This window comes from Candidatus Benthicola sp. (genome assembly GCF_058719085.1).
The window spans coordinates 1-15,888 of the sequence record NZ_JBZQEK010000006.1 but is presented as its reverse complement, the minus strand read 5'-3'; the positions used below and the strand labels follow the sequence as shown (position 1 = coordinate 15,888).

Genomic DNA, 15,888 nt, shown 5'->3' with positions numbered 1-15,888 from the left:
GGAGCGTGTCAGGCGCCCGGCGGCCTGTCCTTCCAGTTCCACCACTGCAGAAGCGCCGGCTCGTGCACCTCGTTCGAGGCGAAGTAGACCGCACACCGGAACACGTACATCACGCACGGGTCGATGCGCTCGCTCCTCAGGTCGCAGAGCTTCCTGTACAGCCGGTCCGGATCCCGGCCCCGAAGCTCCGGTATCGATGCGATTCCGAGGTCCAGGAGGTCACGTTCGATGCTGGGACCGACGCCCGGGATCGTGCGCAGGTCCGTGGGTGGTCGTGCCGCCACCGCATCCTCCGGTCGAGGTGAAAACCGAAGATAAACCGAACACGGAGGCGGCGGCAAGCCCGGGGGTCAGTCGGGCAGAATCTGACGTTCGAACACGACCTGCGTCTTGGTGAGCACGAAGCCCAGATCCTCATAGAAGAGCCGGGCATCGCTCCGGGTCGTCCGGGTCCGGATGCGGAGGGTCGCGATCTCCCTCTCCGCGGTCCAGCGCTCGGCCGCCGCCACCAGCTGACTTCCGATCCCGTGCCCTCGAAGGGCCTCGGTAACGACCAGCCCTCCCAGCTCGGCGAACGGATCTCCACCGAGTCGAGGCGACCGGAACACGTGGACCCACCCCACGACCTGCCCTCCCGGCTCCTCGGCCACCATGACCGCGTGATGCTCGGCCGTCTTGATGTCGAACAGACGTCGACGGGCATCCGGGGCGGTCGTGGGATAGCCCAGCTCGCCCGAAAGCCTGGCGATGGACCCCGCATCGTCGGGTGTCGCGTTCCGAATGCGGATCTCGCCGGGTGCCCTGGCCATGACTCCTCTTTCCTGTCGCGGTCCCTGTTCTCCCCCGCCTCCGGAGGTACGGGCTGTCATTGTCGCACAATCGCCGCCGGTCCAACAGAGGCCCTCGAACCGGCCGGAGGTTACGTTGAGAGCGTATGGACAGTCAGCCGCACGACGTGAGCACGAACGGGTCGCCCGGGGTGACGACGGGGGTGGCCACGCGTCACTGGGCGCGGCTCGAGGATGGCCGCATCCGGTGCGACCTCTGCCCACGTCTGTGTCGGCTGCGGGAGGGCCAGCGCGGCCTCTGCTTCGTGCGGGCCCACCGGGGCGGCCAGATCGTGCTGACCACGTATGGCCGCTCGAGCGGCTTCTGCGTGGACCCGATCGAGAAGAAGCCGCTCCACCACTTCCTTCCGGGAACGGCCGTTCTGTCCTTCGGAACCGCCGGATGCAACCTCACCTGCTCGTTCTGTCAGAACTGGCACATCAGCAAGTCACGGGAGATGGACACCCTCGCCGAGGAGGCGAGTCCGCGCGCGATCGCGCGGGCGGCGTGCGACCTCGAATGCCGTTCCGTGGCCTTCACCTACAACGATCCGGTCGTGTTCCACGAGTACGCGATCGACGTGGCCGCCGCCTGCCGCGATCGGGGCGTGCGTACCGTGGCCGTGACCGCGGGCTACGTGTGCGAGGCGCCCCGGGCCGAATTCTACCGCTGGATGGACGCCGCCAACATCGACCTCAAGGGGTTCACGGACGCGTTCTACCGGAAGCTGGCCGCCGGACGGCTGGCACCGGTTCTCGACACCCTGCGGTACGTTCGTCACGAGACCGACACCTGGTTGGAGATCACGAACCTGCTGATTCCGGGAGAGAACGACTCGGACCGGGAGCTTCACGCGATGACGAGCTGGGTGAGGGAGGAGCTGGGCCCGGACGTGCCCATGCACTTCACCGCCTTTCACCCCGACTGGCGAATGCGGGACACCCCTCCTACTCCGGCGGCCACCCTGCTCCGCGCTCGCCGGATTGCCCTCGAGGAAGGCATCCGCTTCGCCTACACGGGAAACGTACTCGACCGATCGGGGCAGTCCACCCGCTGCCCGCGCTGTGGCTCGGAGATCATCGGCAGGCGAGGGTACGACATCGTCACGTGGGCACTGCAGGCCGACGGCATCTGTGACCGGTGCGGCGTCCGGTGTCCCGGCGTGTTCGAGGCGCGGCCCGGCAGGTGGGGAAACCGGCGGCGACCGGTCCGGGTCTCCGCCTACCGCTGACCCTCCGAAACCGCGACCGTGCTTGGCCCGCTCCTGGCGGGGGCATCGAGCCGATACAGGTGGAAGAGGGTCGAATCGGCCAGGTGGATTTCCTTCCAGTACCGCAGGCCGCACTTCTCCGCCACCCGACGGGATGCGTGATTCCGGGGATGAATCACCGCCACCACCCGTCTCAGGCGCCCGGTCTCGAACGCCCACTCGAGCACCGCGCGTGCCGCCTCGGTGGCGAGTCCGTTTCCCCACGCCGCGGGCGCCAGATGATAGTGCAGCTCGGCGTCGGCCGAGGGATCCACGTCGGTGCCCAGGAAGCCGACCCGGCCCACCAGCTCTCCGGTCTCCCGGAGCTCCGCGGCGAGCAGGCCGAAGCCCCGCTCTTCGTAGCCGGCGATGTGCCGGCGAATGCCGTCGCGCACCTCATCGAAGGAGGGCGACCGACCTCCGGAGTACTCCACGACCGTCGGATCGGCGAAGATGTCGGCGAGCCGCCCGGCATCTTCTTCCCTCAGCTCGCGCAGCCGGAGTCGGGGGGTCTCGAGATACACGGGTCGTTCACTCCGGCTTCCGCGCCAGCACGACGAGACGGGACGCGGTCTCGTCGTACGGCCCGCCCTCGAAGTCCCCGTACGCCGCGCTTTCCGCGAAGCCCGCGGCCCGGGTCAGGGTGCCGAGCTCGAAAGCCGAGTAGAGGCGGTGTCCGATCTCGAACTCCTCCCTGGACCCTTCCCGAATCCGGATCCAGGTGCTCTCCATCCACGACCAGGCCCGCACCGGGCGGCGCTCGAACAGCCATACTTCATCGTGGACACGCTTCCAGTCCCGCGCCTGGAAGATCCGACCCAGCACTTCCTTGCCGATCGTGTCGATCAACAGGATCCCGCCCGGACGCAGGCTCTCGAGGACCCTCTCGAGCACCTCGAGATCGTCCCCGGGGTCCTCGAAGTACCCGAACGAGGTCCGCATGCTGATGGCGACGTCGAACGCCCCGGGTCTGCTGAACTCCCGCATGTCGGCCCGGACGAGCTCGACGTTCCACCCGCCCTCCTCTGCTCTCCTGCGCGCTTCCGCGAGGTAGGCCTCCGTCCGGTCGACCCCCGTTACGTCGCAGCCGAGGCGTGCCAGGGGGAGCGCGTAGCGTCCGGGCCCGCACCCGAGATCCAGGACCGACGATCCCGGCTCCAGCCCGAGCCATTCGAACAGGCGCTCCGCGTCCGCGTCCGCCGCCTGCCAGGCCTGATCGTCGAACAGGGAGGCCGCGGCGGCCTCCCAGAAGCGATCCTCCGCATGCCAATCATCGCCCGCAGCGGCCCGATCTCGATCTTCCATGTCGGCTAGCTCCGCTCCATCCAGGAGTGGATCGGCTCGGTGGACCGGATGAGGTGCATTCCATGCCCTTCGAACAGCTCGAGCGCTTCCTCGGCATCCTCCGTGAAATCCACCACGTCGGGAACCACGACGGACGACATGCAGTCCTCGAGGATGTAGATCCGCCCGGCCAGCTCGGGGTCCCTCGCCTGGATCGCCGTGAGGAGGTCGTGCAGCGTCCACGCGACGCAGTGGCTGGCCGCCTGCCCCGCCACGACGATCGCATCGAACGACATCAGGTGGTCGAACAGCTCGAGGTTGGGAGAGGCGATCCGCTCGCGGGCCGGGCCGAGCGTCACCTCGGGGCTGAACACGGAGTAGTTCTCCGTCAGCGGAGTGTCTCCCTTCACCTCGAACCGGGCCGCCGTCTGGCGCGCGATGCTGTGAAAGAACACGGCCTCGTCCACCGCCGAGACGAGCGCGTGCCCGATGCTTCCGAGCATCGCGTGGTAGGGCCAGATCATGAGCGGGTAGCGTCCCTCGGTGACCCGTCGCACGTAGTGCCGTGCGTACCGGTTCAACCACTCCTCGTCCCCGCCCGCCAGGGATCCGGCCACGGCCGGATTGGGCCGCCACCGCCCCTGCTCCACGTCGGCGACCGTGATCTCCGTCTGTCCTCCGATCGGGTGATGCCCCTCTTCGTCGAGCCAGAAGACCGGGTGGAAGATCTGGAGCGCGGTATGCGTGTCCAGGGTCGCCGTGATCTCCGTGATCGCACCGAGGTTGCGGTAGATGAACTGGCAGAGTCGAGTATTGTCCTCGACGGCCCCTCGCCCCGTCCGACCCGCGACGAAGAGCTCGTACTCGGGAATGCAGAACGTATTCTGGCAATCGACGAGGAGGAGGCCGATCGTCGGGTCGTCGTCCGACGGGTGCCCGATCCCGTGGGCCTCCGCCCACGCCTCCGCCTCCGCGGCCCTGGCCGCATAGTCGACACGCCAGATCTCGCCCGTCCGGGAATCGTCGAAATGTCCCGGAATCGGCAGTTCAGCCACCGTTCACCTCCGAATCGAGCCGCTCGAGCAGCGTCCAGTCCACCGGGATCAGCCGCGGGTTCTCCCATACGCCCCGACCCACCTTGGCCTCGGGACGGCCGTCCACCTCGACCACGTCCGCGGTGAAGTCGAAGTCGGTGACCACCCCATCCTCCTCGCAACCGTGGCCGAGGATCGAGCTGCCCACCCCGTACGCCGCGATCGGGAGTCCGAGATCGGCGAAGCGCTGGATCTTGCGGGGCGTGAACCCTCCGGAGACCATGATGCCGACGTAGTCGAAGCCTTCCGCATCGAGGGACCCCCGCACCTTGCGGACGAGGTGCGGATTGACCCCGGCGAGGCTTTCCTTGCCCCACAGGTCGGGATCTTCCATCAGGGCCCGGTCGACCAGCTTTCCGCTCGTGTCGAGGCGCACCCCGTACAGCACTCCGTCCCCGAACTCCTCACGCATGGCTCTCGCCACGGCGAGCGAGTCCCGAACGCAGTCGTTCCGGTAGTCCACCAGGCTGACGATCGGCACGCGCGGTTCCTCATCCCTCACGTAGCGGGCGAACGCCAGCGTGGCGCCCACCACGTCGCCACCGAACGCCGCGATCAACCCGTGAGGCATCGTGCCCACGCCCTCACCGCCCCACCACGAGGCGCCGGCGTCGCTCGACACGTCGCCGCCTCCTCCGACCCGGGCGGCGTACCCATCGGGCGTCTGGATGCGCCAGTCGTCGTGACGCGGGGCGAAATAGATGACCGGCACCCCTCGGGCCGCCTCCACGGCACGCGCCGCGTTGGTCGCGATCAGGCTGCGCCGGGCGAGCACCCCGTCCAGGGGGGTCTCGAGGTGAGCGAACGCCCGGTATCGCCCACGAATGCGGAAGGCGACCTCCCAGGGTTCGATCCGATCACCGTCGTGCAGCGTCTCCACGACCAGGTCGCGATGGTCGAACCCGGCCGCGAGCTGCGACTGCAGCATGCGAACGCATTCGAAGGTCCCCGCGAGCATGCCGTGGCGCTTGGCGAAGAACTGCAGGTTGACGATCGGATCGAGGCCGGCGTGCTCCAGCGTGCGAGCGGTTCGCACGAAGTAGCGGTCCGACAGCCACCCGTCCCGGATTCGGGGATCGAACTGGAACAGCTCCGCCGGGAAGCGGGTGAGCTCCTCGTGGAACAGCAGGGCCCGGTCTTCCGTCATGGCTCGCTCACGTCCTCGCTATTCCTCGTCGGGCTCAGCGATACCGCTCCGTGGTCTCCCTGGCACCGTCCTCGCACGCCGGCCACTCGCGCGGCTCGCCGGTCCGGAAGTCGACGACGGTGGCCCTCTCGTCCCTGGGCACGCGATCGTCCTCGGAGGCGAGATACGTCAGCATCGCCACCAGGGTCGCGTTCGCCCGGATGTTGTCCCAGACGATCTTGTCAAAGGTGTCCAGGTTGGTGTGCCACGTGTAGGCGAAGTAGTCCCAGCTGCTGGAGCCGAGACCGAACGTCGGAGCTCCAGCACAGATGAACGACGCGTGATCGCTCCCGCCGCCGCTCGGCGATCCCGGGAAGGACAGATCGACCTCGCCGCTGATCGACCTCGGGACCCGGGCCATCCAGTCGGCCAGGTTGGCCGACGCGCTCACGATGCCCATCGGTGAGCCCCTGACGATCTGGCCCGTGCCGTTGTCCTGGTTGAACGCGGCCTGCAGACCCTCGATGACTTCCGGATGGTCGCGAACGAAGGCGCGGGATCCGTTCAGACCCTGTTCCTCGCTGGCCCACAGTCCGATCAGGATCGTTCGCCGGGGAGCCGGATACACCTCCGACAGGATGCGCATGGCCTCCAGCATCACGACGCTGCCCGTGCCGTTGTCCGTCGCACCCGAGGCACCATCCCACGAGTCGAAGTGCGCGGAGAGGACCACGTACTCGTCCGGCAGCTCGGCTCCCGGAATTTCCCCGATCACGTTCCCCACCGGCACGTCGGCCCTGAGCTCGGCCTCCGCATCGACCCTCAGCAGGGGGGCCTGGTCCTGGCTCGCCAGCCGCCACACGAGCCCGTAGTCCTCGCAGCTCAGATCGAGGGCGGGGATCGTCCGTGTGGCGGCCCCGAAGCGCGTATTGAGGGCAAAGACCCGACGCGCGCCCCAGCCGCCGCTCCAGTCGGACCACAGCACGCCCAGCGCCCCGGCCTCCTCGATCGCCTGGAGAATCTCGGCCGGCTCGTAGCCCGTCGCCTCCATCCGCGTTCCCCAGGCGACCTGCATCTCGCGCCGCTTCTCCCGCACCGACTCCACGAGATCCTCGCTGCCGTACTCCTCGTAGCTCGACAGAGGCCGGCAGGAGGGCTGAGGCATGGCGAGGGCGACGAAGTTACCCTCCACGGACGGTAGCCACGCGTCGAATCCGGCCGCATCCGCAACGTCGGGGAAGGCCACCACACCCCCCTCGACCGTCCCGCCGCTGCCGGGGCTCCACGCCATGAGCATGGCGTCGAGCGAGCGCACGCGCGGCTCGAGAAGGTCGACGTGGGTGGTGCCCCGCTCCCATCCCTTCCAGGTGCCGTAGTCCTCCACCCGGGCCTCGACCCCCCACCCCGCCAGCATCTCGACCGCCCAATCGTTGGCCCGGTCCACCGCCGGGGTGCCGGTCAGCCGCGGACCGATCGAATCCAGCAGGGCCTGGCCGATGCTCCAGGCGTTCGAGTCTTCCATCCCCTCCGCCCAGATCGATTCGAGCACCGGATCGTCGGTCGGAAAATCCTGCGCCGCGACCGGTGCCGCGGCCATCCACGCCGCGATCGCCAAGCTGGCCGAAACCGCCCTCTTCACATGCATTATCGACTCCACTGTCTCACTCAACTCGCTGGATCGGCCGTCCGCGCCACGCGGGGAGGAGCGGTACCGGCCGTGAAACGACGCAGAATAGATCCAAGCCGGTTGCGCGTCCAGTGAAAAGGCCCGCGGCGAGCGGGCTCCGCCCCTCGCGCCGTTCGGCTTCGCGGGGCTACCTTGCCGGAGCCGTGCGTCACCCGTCCTCGGTGGACGGGTTCGACGTCCAGTTCCGATTCCCTGGCCCCGAGGTGTTCATGTTCGGTCGGCGTGCCTTCCCATGGCTGGCCCTGCTCTTCGTGCTCTCATCGTGCTCGAATCCGCCGGCTCACGAGATCGTCATTCGAGGCGGATGGGTCTACGACGGCTCCGGGAGCGCGCCGTACGCGGCCGACGTGGCGATCGACGGAGACACGATTACCGCGATCGTCGCGAGGGAAGCGGGTGGCGAGACCGAGTTGCGCGGTCTCACGGAGATCGACGCCGAGGGGATGGCGGTCTCTCCCGGCTTCGTCAACATGCTCTCCTGGGCCAACGAGTCGCTCCTCGAGGACGGCCGTGGCCTGAGCGACCTGGTGCAGGGCGTCACGCTCGAGGTCATGGGAGAGGGGTGGTCCATGGGCCCCCTCAACGAGGCCATGAAGGCCGAGATGCGGGAAGACCAGGGGGACGTCCGTTTCGAGGTCGCCTGGACCACCCTGGCCGAGTACCTGGACCACCTCGCGGAGCGCGGAGTGTCGCCCAACGTGGCCTCGTTCGTGGGCGCGACCACCGTCCGGATTCACGAGGTCGGCTACGAGGACCGTCCGGCCACGCCGGAGGAACTGGAACGGATGAAGGCGCTGGTGCGCGAGGCGATGCAGGGCGGCGCCCTCGGTCTCGGGTCCTCGCTCATCTACGCACCGGCGTTCTACGCGAGCACCGAGGAGCTGGTCGAGCTCGCCTCGGCTGCGGGCGAGTACGGAGGCATGTACATCTCGCACATCCGCAGCGAGGGCAATTCGATTCTCCCGGCGGTCGAGGAGCTGATCACCATCGCCCGGGAAGCCGGTGTACCCGCGGAGATCTACCATCTGAAGGCCGCCGGTCGGGAGAACTGGCCGCGCCTCCAGGAGGTGATCGATCGGATCGAGGCGGCTCGCGCGGAGGGACTTCGAATCACCGCCGACATGTACACCTACACGGCCGGCGCTACGGGTCTCGACGCCGCCATGCCCCCGTGGGTGCAGGAGGGCGGGGATCAGGCCTGGATCGAGCGCCTGCAGGATCCGGAGATCCGCGGCCGCGTGGCCGTCGAGATGACGACCCCGACCGACGAATGGGAGAATCTGTATCTGGCGGCGGGATCGGCGGACAAGGTGCTCCTGGTCGGGTTCCGGAATCCGGACCTGAAGCCCCTGACCGGCCGAACGCTGGCGGAGGTGGCCGAGGAGCGCGGCACCACGCCTGAAGAGGCCGCGATGGATCTGCTGATCGAGAACGGGGCCGACGTGGGGACCGTCTATTTCCTCATGTCCGAAGAGAACGTTCGCAGGAAGATCGCGCTGCCGTGGATGAGCTTCGGGTCCGATGCGGAAGCGCTGGCGCCGGAAGGCGTCTTTCTGGAATCGAACCCGCACCCTCGGGCCTATGGCAACTTCGCCCGTCTGCTCGGTCGGTACGTACGGGACGAGGAGATCCTTCCGCTCGAGGAGGCGATACGGAAACTGACCTCTCAACCGGCCGCCCACCTGGGCATCGAGCGGCGGGGCAGGCTCGCCCCCGGGTATTTCGCGGACGTCGTGATCTTTGATCCGGAGACGGTGGTGGACCGCGCCACCTTCGCCGAGCCTCACCAGCTCGCCGAAGGCGTCCGCTTCGTGCTGGTGAACGGGGTGCTGACCGTTCGCGACGGAGAGCACACGGGCGCCCTCGCCGGCCGCGTGGTGCGGGGTCCCGGCTGGACGGGCGAGTGAGGTCTGACGTCCCGAGCCCCTCGGGTCCGCCGTTCCGCGAGGGGCTGGATTTCGCCCGCGAGCTCGATGCCTCGGATCCGCTGGCCGGGTTCAGGGAGCGCTTCGAGCTCCCGTCTCGGGACGACAGGCCGCTCATCTACCTCGCGGGCAACTCTCTCGGGCCCCTCCCGCTCGAGGCTCGCGGCGCACTGCAGCGAGCCCTGACGCGGTGGGCGGAGCGGGGGGTGGATGGCTGGTTCGAGGAACCGGATCGATGGTACGACCTCGACGAGCGAGTTCGACCGCCGCTCGCCCGGCTGGTGGGAGCATCGGCAAGCGAAGTAGCGGTGATGAACGGCCTGACCGTAAACCTCCACCTGATGCTCGCCACCTTCTTCCGACCGGCCGGCGGCCGGAGGGCCATTCTGATCGAGCGTCCCTGCTTTCCGAGCGACCGCTTCGCCGTGGAAACCCATCTTCGCTGGCACGGCCTCGATCCGGGGCGCTGCCTGCTGGAGGTCGGACCACCGGACGACGCCGGCCGGATCGACGAATCCGCGATCGAGGCGGCCCTGGAAGCACGGTCCGGGGAGGTGGCCCTGGTGTTGATCGGCGGAGTCAACTTCCTCACCGGCCAGAGGCTGGACATGCCACGGATCGTGAAGGCCGGACACCGGCACGGCGCCGTGGTCGGCCTGGACCTGGCGCACGCCGTCGGAAACGTCGAGCTCGCGCTTCACGACTGGGACGTCGACTTCGCCGTGTGGTGCCACTACAAGTACGTGAACGGCGGACCGGGCGCTCCGGCCGGGATCTTCGTTCACCGCCGACACGCGGACAGGGTCGACGAGCTCGATCGCCTCGGAGGCTGGTGGGGAAACGATCCGTCGACCCGGTTCCGAATGCAGCTGGATCCGGATTTCCGGGCCCGTCCGGGCGCGATCGGCTGGCAGCTCAGCACCCCGCCGGTCCTGGCCATGGCCCCCCTCGAGCCCGCCCTGTCTCTGTTCGACGAGGCGGTCATGGACCGGATCGTCGCGAAGTCCAGGCGACTGACGACCTACCTCGAGTGGCTGATCGAGACGAGGGTCGGCGAGGGAGCCGAGATCATCACGCCAGCCGAGCTCGAGGGCAGAGGGTCGCAGATTTCGGTGCGGATCGCGGGCACGGCGAAGACCGTGCTGGAGCGGCTGTACCGGTCGGGCATCATCGGTGACTACCGGGAGCCCGACGTGCTTCGCCTCGCTCCAGCCCCGCTGTACAGTCGATTCAGCGAGCTGTGGCACACCGCGGAGGCGCTTCGAGAGGCCCTGGGGGAAGCCGCGTGAGCGCATCGGAGCCGCGACTCTACGACATCAGCCCGCCCCTCAGCCCCGGCACGGCCGTGTTTCCGGGAGACACGCCGATGAGCCGGGAAGTGCTCCTGGATGGAGGCCGGGGCGACGCGATCACCCTGTCCACCCTCCGGGCCACCTGCCACCTCGGCGCGCACGTCGATGCGCCGGTACACTACGACCCGGACGGGGAGTCGATCGATGCGCGACCGCTGTGGCCGTTCGTGGGAAGCTGCCGGGTGGTCCGGCCGAGCGTCGGCCCCGGAGGTCTCGTTACGCGGGAGCGCCTGCTCGAAGCCCTCGCCGCCGGGCCCGACCGTCCCGAAGGTGCCCGCCTGGATGTCCCCAGGGTCCTGATCTCGACGGGATCGTATCCCGATCCGAAGATCTTCAACCCGGACTTCGCGGCCCTCGACCCGGAGCTCGTCGACTGGCTCGGCACGGAAGGTGTGAAGCTGATCGGAATCGACACCCCCAGCATCGATCCATCCGACTCGAAGGACCTGCCGGCTCACGCGGCCGCTCGGCGGCACGATCTGGACATTCTCGAAGGCGTGGTGCTGGGTCACGTACCGCCGGGACGGTACGAGCTCATCGCTCTTCCGCTCCGTCTCGTGGGCTTCGATGGAAGCCCCGTGCGGGCCGTGCTCCGGGCCGATCCCCACCGGTCCCCGGAAGGCGCGTGACGGGCCCGAGCGCCCGGCCGCGCCCCGGTGCCACGGATCGTGGCGGCCGTCAGCGGGACGCCGCCGTGCGACCTCCGTCCACGGGCAGGTTCACGCCCGTCACGTAAGACGCGGCGGGCGAGGCGAGGAATCCGACCACCGCAGCGATCTCGGATGGTCGCGCCAGGCGTCGAAGGGGAATCCCGCCCTGCCAGCCCGCTTCCACCTGCTCCACCGAAGATCCCTGCGCCTTCGCGATCGACTCGGCCAGCTCTTCGAGACGGCCCGTGGCCGTGTACCCCGGAAGGACCGTGTTCACCGTCACCCCGAGGGGACCGAGCTCGTGGGCCAGCGTGCGTGCCCAGTTGGCCACGGCCGCCCGCGTCGTGTTGGACACGCCGAGGCCGGGGATCGGCGCGATCACCGAGATGCTCGCGATGTTGATCACGCGTCCGTATCCGGCCTCGCGCATGCCCGGCAGCATCGCCTGCACCAGGACCTGACCGCAGCCCACGTGTGCCGAGAGGGCGGCGAGGAAGTCCTCGGGGTCCGCCTCGATGATCGGTCCGTGAGGCGGGCCGCCGGTGTTGTTGACCAGGATGTGGGCCGGCCCTGTCGCTTCGAGGTGTTCCGTGACGGCTCGGCGCACCTCGTCGACATCCCGAAAGTCGGCTCTCACCCACGAGTGCCCCTCCCCGTGAGGCCGGGGCAGAGCGTCGACCGCCTCGCGCAACGCCGCCTCGTCCCTGGCCACCAGGATCACATCCGCGCCCCGGCCGGCCAGCTCTTCCGCGCATGCACGGCCGATGCCGCGAGTGCTTCCGCACACCACGGCCCTCTTGCCGCTCAGATCCCCCATTCGACCTTCCTCCGTGCGCCGGACCTCACTCCGTCGACTGCCGGGTGAACTTGAAGGCCGCGTCGAACAGGTCTCCGGTGCAGTCGTCGTCGATCACCGAGACGCCCGCGACCGACGCTCCACCCTCGGTGATCCGTCCCTCGCCGCTCAGGACGCCGGTGCACCCGCCACCCCGCTCGTAATTCGAGTTGAACGTGAGGGTGTCTCCGGAGATCTCTCCTTCCAGGTTACCGGCGACGCGCTCCGGGCCCTGCAGGTCGAGCACGCCGTACACGAGCCCCCCCGGCGAGGTGGTCAGCTTCGCGGGGCCCGCGTACTCGGCGCCCATGGCATCGAAGGAGACGTCGTATTCGCCCGACAGGTTGTAGGGGTAGTCGCTGTCGCCCGGCATCGGGTTCCCGGAGCAGGCCGCCGATGCCCCGAGAACGACGCAGGCGACGATCGGAAGAAGTCTCATGTCCACCTCCCTGTTTCGAACCGGTCAATCGATCGAGAACGCTGCCGTCTCGATCGCCTGCTGATCGTCCGCCGTCAGCCGGAGCCCGGCCGCGGCGATCGAGTCCTCGGCGTGGTCCACCGTGCGGGCTCCCGGAATCACGATGACGTTCTCTCCCCGGGCGAGGACCCACGCCAGCACCACCGCGTGCGGAGAGGCCCCGTGCCTCGCCGCGATCTCCGACACCACCGGGTGGTCGGGCAGCTTGCGGTTCAGGCGACCGCCACCCACCGGGCTGTAGGCCAGGAACCCGATTCCCTCGCGCTCCGTGTGCTCGACCACGCCGTCCTCGACCGCTTCCCGGAAGAACGGGTTCAAGCGGTTCTGCACGCTGGTGACCGTGACGATGCGACGGGCCCGCTCGATCTCCTCCACCGAGACGTTCGACAGACCTACCGCACGGATCTTGCCCTCCGCGCGCAGGTCCGCCAGGGCGCCCACGCTCTCCTCGAACGGCACGGCGGGATCCGGCGCATGCAGCTGATACAGATCGATCGTCTCCGTCCCGAGCGCCCGCAGGGATGCCTCGCATGCCGACTTCAGCCGATCCGGATGCGCATCTCTCTCCCACCGTCCACCGGGCCGCCGGAGACCGCCCTTCGTCGCCACCACGACGCCGTCGCGGTCGCCGGACCACTCCCGGAGCGCCCGCGCGATCAGCCGCTCGTTGTGGCCGATGTCGTCATCGTCCAGGCAGTAGACGTCGGCCGTGTCGATCAGCGTCATGCCCCCGTCCAGGGCCGCATGCAGCACGCGAATCGACTGCGAGGCCTCCGGCCGGCCCGACGTGGACAGCGGCATCCCGCCGAATCCGACGCACGTGACCTCCGGGGCTCCCGGGCCCAGCCGCACCTCTCGTATCACCCGCTCACCTCCCCATGATCTCCAGCATTCGTTCGACTCGAACCACCTTCACGCGCGGCCGGCCGGTCGCCGCACCCGCCGCGATCTCCACCTCGTCGAGACGGCGCCAGTCCTCGAAGGTCACGAAGCGCACGTCACGGGACGCGAGAAGCGCCTCGATGGCGGAGGGCGCCGGGTCTTCCGGCTGCCGGACCCGGCCCTGCTCCACATCCTCGAGCATCGACGAAGCGGTCTCCGCGGCATCCGGCTTGTTGGTTCCGATGATGCCGCTGGGGCCCCGCTTGATCCAGCCCGCCACGAACTCCCCCGGCACGACCTCTCCTCCGGTGGCCTCCGTCACCCGCCCGGCGACGTTCGGAATCACGCACCGCTCGGGATCGAAGGGAACGTCGGAGAGCGGTACCCCGCGATACCCGACGGAGCGAAGGACGAGGCCGGCATTCACCTCCTCCGTCGTTCCCGTCCCCTCGCTGCGCAGGTAGCCCGTGCCGGTGGGCACCAGTCGGTTCGTCTCGATCCGGACCCCTCGGACCCGTTCCGCCCGACCGAGAATCTCCACCGGAGACGAGAGAAACCGCAGCACCAGTCGTCGCCCCGAGCCCGACGGCGTCCGGCCCGCCAGCTCGTGCAGGATCTCGAGGTTCCGGGTCGCGACCCGGCTCGCCGCGGCCGCCCGTGCGCTCGCCTCGTCCAGCGCGAGGTCCCCCGGATCCACGATCACGTCCACGTCCGGGATACGGCCCAGCTCCTTGAGCTCCACGCTGGTGAACTTCGCCTGCGCCGGCCCCCTGCGGCCGAGCATCACGACTTCCCGCACCGCACTCTTCCGAAGCGCTTCGAGGGCGTGGTCGGCGATGTCCGTCGAAGCCAGGATCTCGGGGTCCGTGACCAGAATCCGGGCCACGTCGACCGCCACGTTCCCGTTCCCCACCACTACGGCCCGCTCGTGGCCCAGATCGAAGGCGCGGTCCGCGAAGTCGGGGTGTCCGTTGTACCACGCCACGAACTCCGTCGCCGGATGGCTGCCCTCGAGGTCCTCGCCCGGGATGTCGAGGCGTCGGTCGGCCTGCGCGCCGACCGCGTAGACCACCTGGTGGTAGTGCCTTCGCAGATCTTCCCGGCTCAGATCGACCCCGAACGTCACGTTGCCGAAGTAGCGCACCGCCGGATCGGCGGCGATTCGATCGTAGCGGTCCGTGACCTTCTTGATGGACTGATGATCGGGGGCCACACCGTCGCGCACGAGCCCGTACGGGGTCGGGAGCCGGTTGAACAGATCGATGGAGACCGGCATCGCCGCGTTCTTGAGCAGCGCTTCGACGGTGAAGAACCCGGCCGGACCGGCCCCGACGACGGCGACGCGAAGAGGCGGTGCGGGAATTCCGGACGGATTGCTCACGAAACGAGTGCGGCCTTCCAGGCGAGGGACACCGCACGCGCGGCCCGGCTGCGCCGGCCCGGGGCGTGCTCGAGCGACCGTCGTACTCTATTTCTCGCGCCCCTCGCCCGTCAACGCGGCCGAGCGAGCCGTCAGGCGGCCGCCTTCTGCCCCTCCGCCACGCTCTGCCGGCCGCCGCGTACGTTGAACCGGTATCCGAAGTAGATGAGCACGATGCCGAGAAGCTCGGTCACGTACAGGACCTCGACGTGCCCGAACCGGGTGAAGGAGCCGCCGATGCCCGGCAGGATCGCACCCACCGCGATGAGCCAATTCCCGATCACGCGGTGAGACATGTCGGGCACCTTCCGATACTTCAGTGCCGAGTAGACGGCCCCTCCGACCAGGAAGATCACCGCGTACAGGTTGATGAAGGGGCTGAAGCCGCGCACCCAGCTCCACTCCAGCACGCGACCGGAGAGCCGGTGCGGTTCGGCGAGGGCCGTGTCGACCGGGCTGAGCAGCACGCACGCCGAAGCCACGAGGGCTACGCTCAGCACGGCGGCCGTCAGGCGATCGGCCGTCTTCCGGTTGAACAGAAGGTAGACGGTGCCCTGGGCGAGCGGGAAACCGCCGAACAGCGCCCCCGAGATGTACCAGGCGCGGAAGATCGGCTCGTGCCACCCGATCAGCGTCGTCAGGGACTCCGTGATCGTCCCCGCCCCGTACGCGAAGGCGCCGATCGCCCACCAGAAGTGGTGCATGCCACCGCGCTCCCGGTACCGGCGGACCAGCAGAAAGCCGAACCAGATCGAGAACACGCTGGTCGCGATCGGAATGAAGTGAACGAAGCTGCGCATGGATCTCTTCCTCGTTTCTCGAGGGCTCCGCGCCGCATGCGAGCGGAGGGTCGTCCGCCCTCGCGGCAAAGCGTGAGACCGGGCCCCGCCCCGGGGGCGGGACCCGGCGTCTCTACATGCCGACCTCGGCCAGCCGGCTCAGAAGGTCGTCGACCAACCGATCAGGACGGTCCTTCGCGGCTGGGGACGGAAGAACGCCGCATTCGAGAACTCGGCGTACAGCTCATCCGTGAAGTTCTCCACGCTGGCCGTGACGTAGTGGGACGTGCGACCGATCT

Annotated in this window: 16 protein-coding genes; 4 read left to right on the top strand and 12 right to left on the bottom strand. The window is 68.8% G+C overall.

Annotated features, from left to right (window positions below):
• Positions 1 to 8: 8 nt before the first annotated feature.
• Together AC36XV_RS00525 and AC36XV_RS00520 are read right to left on the bottom strand one after the other, a co-directional pair.
• Positions 9 to 284 (bottom strand): helix-hairpin-helix domain-containing protein, encoded by a 276-nt coding sequence (locus tag AC36XV_RS00525; protein ID WP_492201726.1) that lies wholly within the window; start codon positions 282 to 284, stop codon positions 9 to 11.
• A 66-nt stretch (positions 285 to 350) separates the two neighbouring features.
• Entirely contained in the window at positions 351 to 809 is a 459-nt protein-coding gene (locus AC36XV_RS00520) for a GNAT family N-acetyltransferase (protein WP_492201725.1), read from the bottom strand.
• 125 nt (positions 810 to 934) lie between these two features.
• Here AC36XV_RS00520 and amrS point away from each other — a divergent pair, with 125 nt between their 5' ends.
• The gene (gene amrS / locus AC36XV_RS00515) at positions 935 to 2,059 is read left to right on the top strand and encodes an AmmeMemoRadiSam system radical SAM enzyme (RefSeq protein WP_492201724.1); all 1,125 of its coding nucleotides are present in this window, start codon (positions 935 to 937) and stop codon (positions 2,057 to 2,059) included.
• Here the strand turns inward: amrS and AC36XV_RS00510 are convergent.
• Genes AC36XV_RS00510 through AC36XV_RS00490 form a run of 5 tightly spaced genes read right to left on the bottom strand, consistent with a single transcriptional unit; the run spans position 2,050 to position 7,226 of the window.
• Positions 2,050 to 2,601, bottom strand: coding sequence for a GNAT family N-acetyltransferase (locus AC36XV_RS00510; protein WP_492201723.1), 552 nt, complete (start codon positions 2,599 to 2,601; stop codon positions 2,050 to 2,052). The two genes, amrS and AC36XV_RS00510, sit on opposite strands and share 10 nt — an antisense overlap.
• 7 nt (positions 2,602 to 2,608) lie before the next feature.
• Positions 2,609 to 3,382, bottom strand: coding sequence for a class I SAM-dependent methyltransferase (locus tag AC36XV_RS00505; protein WP_492201722.1), 774 nt, complete (start codon positions 3,380 to 3,382; stop codon positions 2,609 to 2,611).
• 5 nt (positions 3,383 to 3,387) lie between these two features.
• Positions 3,388 to 4,416, bottom strand: coding sequence for an isochorismatase (locus AC36XV_RS00500; protein ID WP_492201721.1), 1,029 nt, complete (start codon positions 4,414 to 4,416; stop codon positions 3,388 to 3,390).
• Positions 4,409 to 5,602 carry a nicotinate phosphoribosyltransferase gene (locus AC36XV_RS00495; protein ID WP_492201720.1) on the bottom strand — a complete coding sequence of 398 codons (1,194 nt, stop codon included), beginning with the start codon at positions 5,600 to 5,602 and terminating at the stop codon, positions 4,409 to 4,411. Before AC36XV_RS00495 ends, AC36XV_RS00500 begins: the two co-directional genes overlap by 8 nt.
• 34 nt (positions 5,603 to 5,636) lie before the next feature.
• Entirely contained in the window at positions 5,637 to 7,226 is a 1,590-nt protein-coding gene (locus tag AC36XV_RS00490; protein ID WP_492201719.1) for a M20/M25/M40 family metallo-hydrolase, read from the bottom strand.
• Between the two features lie 251 nt (positions 7,227 to 7,477).
• Here AC36XV_RS00490 and AC36XV_RS00485 point away from each other — a divergent pair, with 251 nt between their 5' ends.
• Genes AC36XV_RS00485 through AC36XV_RS00475 form a run of 3 tightly spaced genes read left to right on the top strand, consistent with a single transcriptional unit; the run spans position 7,478 to position 11,174 of the window.
• Complete coding sequence (locus AC36XV_RS00485; protein WP_492201718.1) at positions 7,478 to 9,175, top strand: N-acyl-D-amino-acid deacylase family protein; 1,698 nt, start codon at positions 7,478 to 7,480, stop codon at positions 9,173 to 9,175.
• Positions 9,172 to 10,482: a kynureninase gene (gene kynU, locus AC36XV_RS00480; RefSeq protein ID WP_492201717.1), complete on the top strand. Its 1,311-nt coding sequence runs from the start codon at positions 9,172 to 9,174 to the stop codon at positions 10,480 to 10,482. The genes AC36XV_RS00485 and kynU overlap by 4 nt, the downstream gene beginning before the upstream one ends.
• Positions 10,479 to 11,174, top strand: coding sequence for a cyclase family protein (locus AC36XV_RS00475; RefSeq protein ID WP_492201716.1), 696 nt, complete (start codon positions 10,479 to 10,481; stop codon positions 11,172 to 11,174). The genes kynU and AC36XV_RS00475 overlap by 4 nt, the downstream gene beginning before the upstream one ends.
• 49 nt (positions 11,175 to 11,223) lie before the next feature.
• On the opposite strand, the gene AC36XV_RS00470 is transcribed toward AC36XV_RS00475, so the two are convergent.
• The 5 genes from AC36XV_RS00470 to AC36XV_RS00450 all read right to left on the bottom strand — a co-directional run bounded on the left by AC36XV_RS00470 (position 11,224) and on the right by AC36XV_RS00450 (position 15,610).
• A complete protein-coding gene (locus AC36XV_RS00470; RefSeq protein WP_492201715.1) occupies positions 11,224 to 12,012 on the bottom strand; it encodes an SDR family oxidoreductase in 789 nt (262 codons plus the stop codon).
• 25 nt (positions 12,013 to 12,037) lie between these two features.
• Entirely contained in the window at positions 12,038 to 12,469 is a 432-nt protein-coding gene (locus tag AC36XV_RS00465; RefSeq protein ID WP_492201714.1) for a hypothetical protein, read from the bottom strand.
• Positions 12,470 to 12,493: 24 nt separating this feature from the next.
• Positions 12,494 to 13,372, bottom strand: coding sequence for an aldo/keto reductase (locus tag AC36XV_RS00460; RefSeq protein WP_492201713.1), 879 nt, complete (start codon positions 13,370 to 13,372; stop codon positions 12,494 to 12,496).
• A gap of 4 nt (positions 13,373 to 13,376) precedes the next feature.
• On the bottom strand, positions 13,377 to 14,771 hold the full coding sequence (locus AC36XV_RS00455; RefSeq protein WP_492201712.1) for an FAD-dependent oxidoreductase: 1,395 nt from the start codon (positions 14,769 to 14,771) through the stop codon (positions 13,377 to 13,379).
• 131 nt (positions 14,772 to 14,902) lie between these two features.
• Entirely contained in the window at positions 14,903 to 15,610 is a 708-nt protein-coding gene (locus AC36XV_RS00450) for a hypothetical protein (RefSeq protein WP_492201711.1), read from the bottom strand.
• Positions 15,611 to 15,888 lie beyond the last annotated feature (278 nt).